Raw genomic sequence first — 12,180 nt, forward strand, 5'->3', positions numbered from 1 at the left:
TTTACTTTAAAACAAGTTAATTTTGACTAAAAGACACAATACGACAGTCATAGTAAGTAAAAACCCTAGTCTCAAACGCAAGTAATTTCATTTAAAACTATCTCAAAAGACAGCAGAAAAACTTTAGTCCCTATCTAAAATTCTCTTTGAAATTCCGCGCATTATATTCACTTCTTCGACCTCTAGTTGAGCTCGCGAGAATAAGCGTTTCAATCTTGGCATCAGTTTCTTAGGGCTGTGAGGGTTCAGGAAATTAATTTTGATAAGCGCCTGTTCCAAATGTTGATACATGCCGTCGACTTGATCCAGTGAGGCCAGCTCTCCCTGAAAACCAACCTCAGACCTTGGCGCTAAATAATCAGAACTTGCTAAAGCACTCATGCGACATTCGTAAGCCAAAATTTGCACCGCCTGCGCCAGGTTTAAAGATGAATATTCGGGATTCGCCGGCACATTAATAAGCACATTACTATTCATTACAATCTCATTCGGCAAACCGTAACGTTCACTACCAAATACCAAAGCCACAGGCTGCGTCATCACCTTGACTAATTTATCGGCAAATTCACGCGGTGCTATAACAGGCGGTGAAAATTCTCGCAAACGAGCGCTCACAGCGGCAACGAAATGGCAATCGATCAAGGCATCTTCTATCTTATCGACCACCTTAGCCGAGGCCAAAATATCCTGCGCACCACTAGCGAAAGCGATCGCATCAGGATTTGTCAGTGCATCGTCAAAACGTGGATTGACTAGCCGCAAATCAGAAAATCCCATGGTTTTCATAGCACGTGCTACGGCACCAATATTGCCGGGATGACTAGTATCGACCAGAATAATTCGCAGGCGATCAAAAACAGATGTATCAGAAATAGCTAAGTTCATTTAAAATAGCGCGATTGCGCGTTAATTTTTGTTGTTTATGTCAATAATGGACAATAAATTGTGACGCCACCGCTCTTTAATTCATCTTTGTGCGACATCTTCACGACCTTGGTCTAGTTCAGACTCAAGGCTGAGCTGCCGCCATTTTAACGGAAACTCTATGCACCCAATGCTCAATACGGCAATTAAAGCCGCTCGTCGTGCCGCGACTATTATTAATCGTGCTTCATTTGATGTGGACCGCGTCCAAGTCAGCGAAAAGCAATACAACGATTTCGTCACTGAAGTTGACCGCGCTGCCGAAGCTGCGATTATTGAGGTGCTAACTTCCGCTTACCCTGATCACGCAATTCTTGCTGAAGAATCTGGCGCATCCAAAAACTTACATGACGACAATGAAAATGTCTGGATCATCGACCCGCTTGATGGCACAACCAATTTCATTCACGGTTTCCCGCAATATTGCGTTTCCATCGCCTTGCAACAAAAAGGCGTTATTACCCAAGCTGTCATCTACGATCCTAGCCGCAATGAAATGTTCACTGCATCCAAAGGTGGTGGTGCATTTTTGAATGACAAACGTATTCGCGTTACCAAATGCGACAAGATCGCTGATGCCTTAATCGGCACAGGCTTCTCTGGCCGCGATATGGCGGGTCTCGATGAATACATGGAAATGTACAAAATCATGACGCAAAAATGCCAAGGCTTACGTCGTCCAGGCGCTGCCGCTCTCGATTTGGCTTACGTCGCCATGGGTCGTTTGGATGGTTTCTTCGAAAAAGGCTTAGCGCCTTGGGATATCGCAGCGGGCTCTTTAGTTGTGACTGAGGCGGGTGGCATCGTTGGAACTTTCTTTGGCGAATCAGATTATCTGTACAAAGGCGACGTTCTTGCAGGCACGCCAAAAGTATTCGGCCAAATGGTCAACGCTCTACAAGCTTTCGCAAAATAAATAGGTCTTAACACATCGCTCTGAAACAAAAGGCGATGTGCACAGCCGTAGCAGTACATTAAAAAGCCAAAATAAGCAGCACCCAAACCTTTCCCGCTCCCTGCGGGAAGTTTGTTTCATATAGAAATTAGCATGACCACATTTTCAGATCTCGGTCTTTCCGAGTCCATCGTTCGCGCTGTTAGCGAACACGGCTACACCACTCCTACACCGATACAAGCGCAGGCGATTCCCGCCGTCATCAAAGGCGGTGATTTACTCGCAGGTGCGCAAACAGGCACAGGCAAAACTGCCGGCTTTACCTTACCGATTTTAGAACGTTTATTGCGCAGCGCACCTGCTCCAAAAAACAAAACTGACCGCCGCAATATCCGTGTTTTGGTGTTGACACCGACCCGCGAATTGGCAGCCCAAGTGGAAGAAAGCGTCGCCACTTATGGCAAACATACGCCGCTCAATTCTGGTGTGATCTTTGGCGGCGTGGGCATCAACCCGCAAGTCAAATTACTTAAAACCGGCGTAGACGTGTTAGTGGCAACACCAGGTCGCTTACTCGATCATCATCAACAAGGCACCATCGATTTGCGCCATATCGAAATTTTGGTATTGGATGAAGCGGATCGCATGCTAGACATGGGCTTCATCCATGACATCAAGAAAGTATTAGCAATACTTCCCGCAAAGCGCCAAAATTTATTGTTCTCAGCGACCTTCTCTGATGACATCAAGACACTGGCAGACAAATTACTGAACAACCCAGCGATGATAGAAGTTGCTCGCCGCAATTCGACCGTTGAAGTCATCGCACAAAAAGTACATCCAGTAGACCGCGATAAAAAACAGGCGATGCTAGCGCACTTAATCAAGACCCATAAGTGGTCACAAGTGTTAGTTTTCACCCGCACCAAACATGGCGCGAACAAACTTGTCGAACAATTGATTCGCGATGAAATTAATGCGATGGCGATTCACGGCAATAAGAGTCAATCAGCACGTACTAAAGCTTTGGCAGAATTTAAAGATGGTAGCCTGACTGTATTAGTTGCTACTGACATCGCAGCCCGTGGTATCGACATTGATCAATTGCCCCATGTGGTCAATTACGACCTACCAAACGTAGCAGAAGACTATGTACACCGCATCGGTCGTACTGGTCGCGCTGGTGCGACTGGCGAAGCAGTGTCTCTAGTCTGCGTCGATGAATTCAAACTTTTGGCGGATATCGAGAAATTTATCAAACGCCAAATTCCCCAAGAAATCATTGACGGCTTCATTCCAGACCCACACGCAAAAGCACAACCAATACAATTGCGCAGCTTTCCCAATCCGGCGCAGGGTCGTGCCCGCAGTGCTGGAAATGGCGGCGGCGGAAATCGCAGCAAAGCACCAAGCCGCCCACAGGGTGCACCGAAGGCAGCAGGCAGCAATGTCGCACGCAATGCGGGGCCAAAACCTGCTGGAGCGAAACCAGCATTTAAACAAAGCACACCACGTCGTTCAGGTGGTCGCGGCGGCGCCTAATTTGTAGCCAAGTTGAAGTAATTAGCAAGACAAAACGGGCAAATGTGTGAGCATTGCCCGTTTTTCATTAATGAATACGGGGCTTTAAAAAAATCATCGTAATTGCACTGCCATTCTATGTATTTACGCTATGATTTCTCACCTTGAGAAATTCAAAGTCTTCCGCACTCAATTCACAAAATATCAAAAATAATATGGCCACTACCGAAACCCACACACCGATGATGAAGCACGGTGTTTGTAGAGTGAAAAGCATTAACTAAAAAAAATAACTTACGCTAAAACCTACGCCAAAACCAAGCACGAAACAATAAATCATCTACCTTCTTGAACATCCAGTACATTCTTAGTCAAAACTAACCATGTCTGCGCATATTCAACTTCGCCGTTTGGCGTGTTGACCCGCTCAAATCCTGTTAGCGCGAAACGGTCGCCCTCGATCCACAAAATCTGCGCATCAAATAGTTTATCAACAGTGATGTCACGATCAAAAATTGCAAGCCGAGAGAGACGGTGCATTTGCTTGTCTGTTGTTTCGCGCAGACTGAGTTCACCATTCCATGCTGGTCGGTAGCGGTCAAATAAACGCTTTTTTGGGATGACGATGCCGCTTTCACGCATCTTGACTAGATAGGCTTTCATATCTGCATAATACTGTGTAAACGTTCAGTATTATATCTAGGAAATATCATTTCTAGAAAATTTCAAAAATGTAGCTTAACAAGAAGAAATTGCTACAAATGAAATGGAGCATAGTCGCAAGGAGTTTTTATGGAATTATTCCAGACATTATCGAATGACACCTAATTTGATAGTCACGAGTCGCAATTAATACGGCCTGAAGTACGCACATTCCCTCAACTCGTATTTCCTTGTACAAAGATTGAATTTTTGATTCGACTTCAGCACTGGAAGGCCTACCTTGTTCTAGGTCGTATCTCAGTGTCTTAAATTTCTCTCGTACACCGACAAAAAAAACCATTAAGGCGGACTGTTTTTCAAAAAGATCATTCGCCAAATTGTCCAACTCAGGGAAATATAGCCCGGATAGCATTCGTACTTTATCCATTCCGGAATAGGCAAAAACATTAATGCTATCCTCAACACTGCTCATCGCTCGATAAACTTCTAAACTTTCATCCTTTACACTGATAACTGCCAAAACTAGCTCTTCTAACTTCAAGCGTCGAATTGTTATGGATTCTTTTCGTGACCAATCAGCATGACCGAGATCAATTTTGATTGCCTCCGTTGCACGGGTTAACCGCACTTGTTCCTTTACGATATCATCCAACTTTGAAAGCCGTGCATCTATATCTGCTGTAGTGTCAGCAAATTTGGCAAAGTAGTTACGCAAAGTCCAAAAAAGGAAACCTATAACACCAAGAACTATCAGCATTAAAATATTATTTGTTTCTATCAGTGAATAGAGAAATTTTGTCACGCTATTGCTATCAGCACTCATTTCAACTCCAGCTATTTATCAACACTGCAAATATTACATTAAACGAACCACAATAATTTGCAGTGTTTCGAGAATTAAAACAGTCCAACCGGATCGAGCGACCGGTCCCAGCTGTAAACAATTACCTCCGACCGCTCCATAGTCATCGCACCACCACCCACGGTGTATTTAATCGGCACAGTATCCATTTCAAAATCAGCAAAGATGCGTCGAATGTCGGGATGATTGGGAGTGTTGGCATTAGTAAACCTTTTTGTAAATGATTATGCTAAGCTTTGCGCGCCCTCCGGAGGGTAGCAGAGCCTACGCTTGATTTACTGCCTATACCAGTGATGAGAGGCCAGTATCGCTGTTTCCGCAGCGATGCTGGCGCTCTGTTCTTTTACCAACGAAAGGTAATTATGAGTATTGAGGATAGTGAAGAAAAAGCTAGGCGAAATCTAGTAATTACATGTTCGGCAATTATTGGAGCACAGTATCTTAATATTTCCCTCCATGGGATTTTAAACAAGATATTGGCTACATCGGCCAATAATGACGTAGCAATCAATTCAGAAAAATTTCTTCATTTATTGGCTGTCATTTTAGGCTATCTGAGCTTTCGGTTTTTTACAGCAAAAAGTACAGCCGAAAGCACAAAAAAACTTAGTACCATATTTAAAAATTCGATTTCTATATCACTCGCAAAACAAGTCGAAAAACAGACAAAGAAAGTGCTATCGTCCGAAAATTCTGAGAAAAACGACCAGATTGAATTTCATCGAAATGGAAGAAACCCTTTAACCAAAGCAATGACCCCATTAAATCTATTCATATGGGGAATTTACGCATTACCAGTTCAAGTATCCACATCCGATTCTCCCCTCCAAAGACTGTTTAAAAAATCAACTTTTTCAATAGCGCTATTCGTAAAAAGAAATCAATTTCGTGTCGAAGAGGATAAGAGACAAGAAATAGTTGAATTTCACCATGAATTCGGTGTGCAATCTAACTTTGAGATTGTTTTTTATATTAATGAGGAAGAACTGATTTTTCCAAACGACGCGGAACGACTAAAGCCTGATCACAAAGGGTACTCCCATATAGACTTCACAATTAATTTCAAACCATTATGGCCAATTAGCCTAATACATATATTGACCGCAACTCTGAGAACAATATTCAATTGGCACATTGGAGAACTGCTGTTCCCAATAGTACTATTGCTTGGTGCTATTGCAGTCCTAATGCACAAAATGGGTTTAGTTAATATTTTTGTTTAGTACCTGCATTGCAGAAAAAAATTCTCGCCAACCTAAAGCCTGTTCTCGCCACGCATGGCAGACTTTTGCATTATGGGCTGTGGCTTCACCGACTTCAGCAAGCGAAACTTGCCCGGGTTCTCCATCAGTATCACTGGCGGCTCCGGGAGGGGTGTTTGTCCAGGCAGCGTCGTGGATACGCACGAAGCCAGTGTTAACGATGCAGCGAGCATCAGCAACCGGCGAGATAAAGTCTTTAACTGATTTTTCAATTTCTTCTCCGTTTAGATAAATGATTTTTTGTCTGTCGCGGTATTTCGTCTCGATCTTTGTGACGACGAGCTGACGACGCTGCATTAGATTGACCGACGCTGTTGCTTGTTGCTCGATATAGTCGATATGCGCTTGGCCTGTGCGTTTGTCGCCATACATCACACCTAAACCAAACACCAAAATCCCCGCCATACCGAAAAAACCGAGACGGACATACCACGGTAAAATTGCGGCCATCATGTTTTCACCTGTGTAAATTTGACGTATTTTTGATACCGTACGTCAAAGACATTAGTCACATGCTCGCGGTTGATATCGCACGCGGATTTGCCGTAGCCTTGCCATTTAACTTTTGATTTCAAACAGATCTTTTCGACGTGGCCAACCCACTTTTGTGGATCGCATCCAGGACGCAACCCGCAGGCGCGGCGCTCTGATTGCATGCCGCCGTAACCGCCGTTGTATGCAGCGTCGCACATTCGCAGAACTTGACTCGAGTCAATTACCAGACGAGAGAGGCGCGTAAAGCACTCGCGATTAATCACGACGATTGAGCGCAGCTGTAAGTCTGGTCGCTGGTAAACGTTTGACCACGACCATTCAGCAAGACTTGCATCAAGTAACTTGGTCGAAGCCAGCGCATCAAATCTGATCGAGCCGTCTTGATTGTATGCCCGGGTAATTTGTCCAAAACCTGCGCCCTCTTCCCGCGCGGTTTTCAGACGCGATGTTGGCGACCAACATCTGCTGTGCTTTAGGCTAATACAGCTCTCTTGCTCTACCAAGCTGCAGAGCGCTGCAGGCGCAGGGTGTGCTTGCCACAACTGCGATCGCTCATCTTGTAGCATCTGGCAATACTTCTCAGCTGCAGCCGGCACGTAGGTTCTCACGTCTTGGGCGTGGGCACGGGTTGAGAAGATCAGTGCTGCGACACAGATAAAGATCGTCACGGCCAATACGATAATAGCCGAAGCGATATTGCCTTTTTTAGCCTCTGTCACATGATCTGAAATCTTGATGTAATCGAAGAAAAACTTGCGCAGGAAATGCGCGGCCGTAAATGCTAACCCGACAGTCACAAAATTCATAAGCATGTCGCGAGTGGACCCGCCTCGATCTGGATCAGTATATAAGAGCAAGGCAATCACGATAATCGGGATCCCCCAGACGCCCCACGTACGCTTGCGCGTAAAAAATTTTTTAATCACTTTGATGTCCTTTCTGTTTTTTAAAACCTACCCATTCCAAGTCGTAGTGGGTATAAATCCACACCACTAACCCAATTAAAACGACGACTGCAAAAATCATTTTTTCCACCCGCTATTAACTAAGACGAAATAGAAAAATGCTGCGAGACCAATCGAGAACAGACTTGCAAAAGCCCACTTGCCGAAAGTGGCAAACTGCTTATCAAGCCACTCTGTAATTGCTTCTTTAATGAGCTCTTTTCGTTCGTTGTTGTCGATTTCTGGCATCACTTTCCCTTTCAAATTTAAATGTTATTGGCGCATTTCTGACTCGCATTAAGATTGTGCTGCGTCCTCAGCTCTTCCTTTTTGAATACACAGCGAAAAGACCCAGCCGTAAAGCTCTAGAGCCGTCATTGTCTTAGACGGGTTGGCTTCTAGCGTGTCGCGGTCACAGTGCTCAATCACTAAGCTGGGATCGAACGTAAATTGGATGCAGGGCAAGGACTGCGAGAAGTCTTGCCCGTTTAGGGTCGTAATCAGTTCTTCGCTTAGTCGGATATTTGGCATTTCCCCCTTAGGGTTAGAAATTAAAATCTGGTTGAAGCGGCGCCATGAAACACCAGAAACTTCGGATTGCTTATAATCAGCCATTTTCTACACCCCCCAGTTTTTCGTTAAGCTCAGCGATCTGCTGCCCGAGCGAACGGTTAGCCGAAAGCTCCATTTCTAGGCGCTTTTCTAAGTCCTCGTTTCGTTCTTTTAAAACTGCCAGCTCCCCCACAAGGTTAATAATGTGATTTGTGGCCGCGTCGCGCTGTTCTCGCAACCCGTTAAGCTGCGCGTTAGTTCGTGTTTCACTCATTTGATTATTACTCCTAAGATTAAAGTGCTGCCTCGGATGCGTGAACCGTTGCACTTACCGAAACCGCTGTCATTGCCGTAGCGCCCATGTTGAAGGTAATCGCGAGCCCGTGATTTGTCGTGTCTGCCGTCGCAGTGAGAGTCCAACCCGTTGGAGCCGTACCGCTCAAACTCGTAACTGTTGGCGTCCCTATAAACGAGACACTTCCAGTGTTTCCGCGACGAATCACACCCTTGACTTCCCACCCCGCACCCTCTGACCCTGCGCTGGCTATTCTGCCCGCAGTTACTGAGATGACAAAAGTCACTTGACGTGACAGGGGTACGTTAATGATGTTCGAAGCGCTTGCGGCACCGCTGTTATCTGCTGTTAGCACATAATTTGTGCTTGTCGCTGTTGCATAAGCAGACAGCACGGTGCGAGCGTATTGTGAATACCCATTCGTGCCGCCCCTCGGTGAATATGCCCCATGTACGTGCTTGCCGTGAAAATCAGCTAGACCGAAAACGCCCACGGCAAAGGACCGGACACCGCTTGCGGTATTACTGCCGATTGCCACGGCTTGCTGCCCTGTCGCTATGCCGTCCGATAAAGAAATAGACGCTTGCCCCGACGCCGTACCCGAACCTATCGCAATTGCGTAGGCTGTACTGGCAGTGCCTGACCCTATAGAGATAGTCCCCAGCGCGGACGCAGTTGCCGTGCCGTTAATGCCGAACGCCAACGACGATTGTCCCGACGCTATGCCAGCACCTAAAGCAAGGGAATTCGCGCCCGTACCCGTAGCGGACACACTTTCGACTTTCCACTTACCAGACGCCGAAGCGGTCGCACATGAAATAGTAACTGCTGAATTCGGCGGTACGGAGATGCTTGACTCGCCGCCCTGAAACGTGTCACTCCCGACACGAGTCACGAGCCGAACGGCAGAGGTTTCATTTTCGTATGTGAAATAGAATCCGGCGGTCGCGGTAACCGTTGGAAGCAGCGTGATATCTCCCGTTCCTGACGTTGTTCGAATGACCGAAGCATGGTCCCCGACTAATACAGAATATGCTGCAGTTTTATTAGATACCACGCGCTTAGGGTACGTGCTTACGCCTGCAGGGCCACTTAGTGAAACCGTCCAAGCCGATTGCGTGCCTGATCCGTTAATCGTCGTGGCGTTAACAACTAACGCGCCGGTTCCCGCGTTATACGAAGTGATATCCCCGTGCATCCAAGTGGTCGGCGTAGTGGTGTGAGCGATCTTGACCGAAGCCCCGACAGGTAGACTTTTCCCAGTCTGAATCGTCAGCGACTGAGCCCCTGGCCCAACAGTCAGACTTGTGGCGCTTGTTGCGCTCGTGCCAGGCGCGTTAACCGCAGTGACGGCGCTTGCTGCCGCCGCGATTTCGCTTGCCGCCGCGTTAGTTTCGCTGTTACCGGCTGCAATTGCCGCATCAGTAGCAATTCCCGCTTGAGCCGTAGCGAGTGCGACTTGCGCCTCGCCGTTTGTCGTAGCTAGACCCGCTTGAGTTGCCGCCGTTTCAGCACTTGTGGCTGCGTCGGTAGCGTTGTCAAATACGTTTTCTGCAACTGCTGAAATCTCTACACCAAAGATAGCTATTGCAGCCGCAAAAGGATAGGCCAGCGCATTATAGTTAGGCCTATCTGCCGGATTTGGTGGCGGTGGCACTGCCGAAATCGCTGGAGGTGAGTTAACTGGCATTTATATTTTCCTTTGTGATCTATTTTTGCGATCAGATATAACCACGAACATTAATATTGATTTTTGCTTTGCCGACATCGTCGTAACCAACTGTTGAGGAAACTAATCCAAATACATTCAATCCCGAATAACCCGGTAAATCACTGGCTATACAACTGACGGGAATATTAAGTACTGACTGCAACTTCTCCAGCGCCTGATCTGCTTGATCAAGTGGCAGCTCTACGACAGCTCGCATGCCTGTTGCATTAATCCGCTCTTTAATATCAATCGTGCCGTCAGGGTTGGGCTTGAAATAGCTATTATTCGTAGGCTCAGCAGTAGCACCGTACTGCGTCCCGCCCCAGTCGCCATTGCCATATAGAGGACTGTAATCACCCAAATTCGCCATACCGATTGCTACGGGTTGGCCGACTGAGGATGTCACTGTCAAAGTCAGCTCTGCAGTCGGGCGAATCGGCAAATCTTTTATAATAATTTTGTTGATGTATTTTGGCGGTGAGAATAGATATTCGTAATCGCCAAGCGGGGGCTCTAACAAATCATAAGTTTTATTGCGAATTACCGTGCCACCAGGCGCATCTTTTATTACAACGCTTAACGATAATCCGACTAAACCGTAAAGCGCCAAAACATTAAAGTAGCCAGGACTCAACACGTAAGTAATGGATCCAGTGGACTTAACCGCCGTGCTTGTGTAATTATCAAACGGCGCATGTCGTTGCGTTGGACCTTTGTCTTTCCAGTATGCGGGATCGTCTTCCGGGAATGTCGTACGGCCTGTATGTGTTTGCACACACTCGTACACACGATGAGTTTCAGTGCGTATACAAAAATTGCCCAGTGTGTAAGATCCACCCGAAATCCACACGGTCTCACCCGCTGCAGGCTCTGCGATTGATGTGCCCGCACCCATCATGGATTCTGTGATTTTTAATGGAATAATGATGTGCATTACTCTACTACCTCGACCAAAATAGGTTGATCTGGATTCCCGTTGACAGCCGTGGCTGTTCGCAGCAAGTATTCATTACCCTTACCTGCAATGACTTGGAGTTCCCGGACTTCCAGCGTCAAGTCTTCTACCAATTTTTCAAGGCGCGCTGTGTTACTCGCATTGCTAGCAACTTGGCTAAAAGATTGCGGAATGTAGTTCACCCCCGCATCAACGCTAGGTGCAAACGTAGGCGCTACAATGGCGTCACTGCCAGGTCTAAAGTTTTGCATCTGGAGAGCTGCAGACAACCCGAGTAAAGAATCATTCACGCTCATAACACTGGCATTGACACCATTGATCGCATTCACTTGGTCCTGAGCGATCGACATCTGCACATCGAGCGCTTCGAGTTGGTCCCTTGCGACCTGCAAGCCGATCTCTGCGGTCGTGAGTTGGGGGCCAGTTATTTCTAAGAGCTGACTCAATTTTCCAGCCAAGACTAACGATGCACGATCAGCCTCGTATTGACTTGCAAAATCGTTGGCGTTTAGCCCGCTTCTCGCTGCGGCGATAGCCTCCGCTAGTTGTTTTTGATCTGGCAAATAGCCGCTTGTTTTTGCATTGGCCAAGGCTTGATCGATAAACTGATTTCCAGCGACAGATTGCATCACACGGGTGCTGTCGACTGATCCATAGATCTGTTCTACTTGATCTCGTACTAGCGTAAATACACCCGTCAAACTGTTGACAGACTCTTGCGCAAGATCTCGGATCACTGAGATGCGTGATTTCTCTGCGTTGATTGATTTTTGAACTGAAGACAAGGCATCGTCTAGCGTTTTCTTTGCCATTTCAACAGCTTGCTGGTGTGCTTTGAGGGCTTGGATTTGATCAAACAATCCGCGATTGCTTTCATCGAGCGCATTACGTTGACGTGCCAGCGCTTGGGATGCCGTGTCAGTCAGTGCATTGAGTTCGTCTTGCAGTGAGGCGCGTTGTTGCGCGATCTCTGCTGCCTTTTGTGCGGCAGCTTCTTCAGCGGCCTTTTGTGCTTTGAGGGCTTGGACTTGTTCAAACAGACCGTACACACTTTCGTCCAGTGCGGCCTTTTGGCGTGCCAGCGCTTGGGATGCCGTGTCA

General features: G+C 46.8%; 13 protein-coding genes and 1 pseudogene. 3 read left to right on the plus strand and 11 right to left on the minus strand.

What is annotated here, in order from left to right:
* Positions 1–123: 123 nt before the first annotated feature.
* Complete coding sequence (locus tag AC1RR2_RS01605; RefSeq protein WP_493220548.1) at positions 124–885, minus strand: RNA methyltransferase; 762 nt, start codon at positions 883–885, stop codon at positions 124–126.
* Positions 886–1,045: 160 nt separating this feature from the next.
* Between AC1RR2_RS01605 and AC1RR2_RS01610 the strand changes: the two genes are divergently transcribed.
* Together AC1RR2_RS01610 and AC1RR2_RS01615 are read left to right on the plus strand one after the other, a co-directional pair.
* The gene (locus AC1RR2_RS01610) at positions 1,046–1,840 is read left to right on the plus strand and encodes an inositol monophosphatase family protein (protein WP_493220549.1); all 795 of its coding nucleotides are present in this window, start codon (positions 1,046–1,048) and stop codon (positions 1,838–1,840) included.
* Between the two features lie 132 nt (positions 1,841–1,972).
* Positions 1,973–3,361 (plus strand): DEAD/DEAH box helicase, encoded by a 1,389-nt coding sequence (locus AC1RR2_RS01615; RefSeq protein WP_493220550.1) that lies wholly within the window; start codon positions 1,973–1,975, stop codon positions 3,359–3,361.
* 315 nt (positions 3,362–3,676) lie between these two features.
* Here the strand turns inward: AC1RR2_RS01615 and AC1RR2_RS01620 are convergent, their stop codons facing one another.
* Together AC1RR2_RS01620 and AC1RR2_RS01625 are read right to left on the minus strand one after the other, a co-directional pair.
* A complete protein-coding gene (locus AC1RR2_RS01620; RefSeq protein WP_493220551.1) occupies positions 3,677–4,003 on the minus strand; it encodes a hypothetical protein in 327 nt (108 codons plus the stop codon).
* A gap of 127 nt (positions 4,004–4,130) precedes the next feature.
* A complete protein-coding gene (locus tag AC1RR2_RS01625) occupies positions 4,131–4,826 on the minus strand; it encodes a hypothetical protein (RefSeq protein WP_493220552.1) in 696 nt (231 codons plus the stop codon).
* A gap of 401 nt (positions 4,827–5,227) precedes the next feature.
* Between AC1RR2_RS01625 and AC1RR2_RS01630 the strand changes: the two genes are divergently transcribed.
* Positions 5,228–6,088 (plus strand): hypothetical protein, encoded by an 861-nt coding sequence (locus AC1RR2_RS01630; protein ID WP_493220553.1) that lies wholly within the window; start codon positions 5,228–5,230, stop codon positions 6,086–6,088.
* Here AC1RR2_RS01630 and AC1RR2_RS01635 read toward each other — a convergent pair.
* From AC1RR2_RS01635 to AC1RR2_RS01670, 8 genes and pseudogenes are all read right to left on the minus strand, one after another.
* Positions 6,068–6,580: a hypothetical protein gene (locus AC1RR2_RS01635; RefSeq protein ID WP_493220554.1), complete on the minus strand. Its 513-nt coding sequence runs from the start codon at positions 6,578–6,580 to the stop codon at positions 6,068–6,070. The genes AC1RR2_RS01630 and AC1RR2_RS01635 overlap by 21 nt on opposite strands.
* Positions 6,577–7,548, minus strand: coding sequence for a lysozyme family protein (locus AC1RR2_RS01640; RefSeq protein ID WP_493220555.1), 972 nt, complete (start codon positions 7,546–7,548; stop codon positions 6,577–6,579). Before AC1RR2_RS01640 ends, AC1RR2_RS01635 begins: the two co-directional genes overlap by 4 nt.
* Positions 7,549–7,644: 96 nt before the next feature.
* Positions 7,645–7,815, minus strand: a complete 171-nt coding sequence (locus tag AC1RR2_RS01645) for a hypothetical protein (protein WP_493220556.1) — start codon at positions 7,813–7,815, stop codon at positions 7,645–7,647.
* A gap of 48 nt (positions 7,816–7,863) precedes the next feature.
* Positions 7,864–8,181 carry a hypothetical protein gene (locus AC1RR2_RS01650; RefSeq protein WP_493220557.1) on the minus strand — a complete coding sequence of 106 codons (318 nt, stop codon included), beginning with the start codon at positions 8,179–8,181 and terminating at the stop codon, positions 7,864–7,866.
* A complete protein-coding gene (locus AC1RR2_RS01655) occupies positions 8,174–8,392 on the minus strand; it encodes a hypothetical protein (RefSeq protein WP_493220558.1) in 219 nt (72 codons plus the stop codon). The genes AC1RR2_RS01650 and AC1RR2_RS01655 overlap by 8 nt, the downstream gene beginning before the upstream one ends.
* Before the next feature lie 19 nt (positions 8,393–8,411).
* A complete protein-coding gene (locus tag AC1RR2_RS01660) occupies positions 8,412–10,103 on the minus strand; it encodes a hypothetical protein (RefSeq protein ID WP_493220559.1) in 1,692 nt (563 codons plus the stop codon).
* 31 nt (positions 10,104–10,134) lie between these two features.
* A complete protein-coding gene (locus tag AC1RR2_RS01665) occupies positions 10,135–11,058 on the minus strand; it encodes a hypothetical protein (RefSeq protein ID WP_493220560.1) in 924 nt (307 codons plus the stop codon).
* A pseudogene (locus AC1RR2_RS01670) lies at positions 11,058–12,180 on the minus strand (hypothetical protein); the annotation flags it as partial. The pseudogene AC1RR2_RS01670 and the gene AC1RR2_RS01665, both read right to left, overlap by 1 nt.

This window comes from Undibacterium sp. GW821-FHT11H02, assembly GCF_058808015.1.

What these genes read in the sequence shown, in the direction of transcription:
- AC1RR2_RS01625 (WP_493220552.1), bottom strand. Translation starts at nt 4,826, where the DNA reads ATGAGTGCTGATAGCAATAGCGTGACAAAATTTCTCTATTCACTGATA.
- AC1RR2_RS01645 (WP_493220556.1), bottom strand. Translation starts at nt 7,815, where the DNA reads ATGCCAGAAATCGACAACAACGAACGAAAAGAGCTCATTAAAGAAGCA.
- AC1RR2_RS01660 (WP_493220559.1), bottom strand. Translation starts at nt 10,103, where the DNA reads ATGCCAGTTAACTCACCTCCAGCGATTTCGGCAGTGCCACCGCCACCA.
- AC1RR2_RS01620 (WP_493220551.1), bottom strand. Translation starts at nt 4,003, where the DNA reads ATGAAAGCCTATCTAGTCAAGATGCGTGAAAGCGGCATCGTCATCCCA.
- AC1RR2_RS01630 (WP_493220553.1), top strand. Translation starts at nt 5,228, where the DNA reads ATGAGTATTGAGGATAGTGAAGAAAAAGCTAGGCGAAATCTAGTAATT.
- AC1RR2_RS01665 (WP_493220560.1), bottom strand. Translation starts at nt 11,058, where the DNA reads ATGCACATCATTATTCCATTAAAAATCACAGAATCCATGATGGGTGCG.
- AC1RR2_RS01610 (WP_493220549.1), top strand. Translation starts at nt 1,046, where the DNA reads ATGCACCCAATGCTCAATACGGCAATTAAAGCCGCTCGTCGTGCCGCG.
- AC1RR2_RS01635 (WP_493220554.1), bottom strand. Translation starts at nt 6,580, where the DNA reads ATGATGGCCGCAATTTTACCGTGGTATGTCCGTCTCGGTTTTTTCGGT.
- AC1RR2_RS01605 (WP_493220548.1), bottom strand. Translation starts at nt 885, where the DNA reads ATGAACTTAGCTATTTCTGATACATCTGTTTTTGATCGCCTGCGAATT.
- AC1RR2_RS01655 (WP_493220558.1), bottom strand. Translation starts at nt 8,392, where the DNA reads ATGAGTGAAACACGAACTAACGCGCAGCTTAACGGGTTGCGAGAACAG.
- AC1RR2_RS01615 (WP_493220550.1), top strand. Translation starts at nt 1,973, where the DNA reads ATGACCACATTTTCAGATCTCGGTCTTTCCGAGTCCATCGTTCGCGCT.
- AC1RR2_RS01650 (WP_493220557.1), bottom strand. Translation starts at nt 8,181, where the DNA reads ATGGCTGATTATAAGCAATCCGAAGTTTCTGGTGTTTCATGGCGCCGC.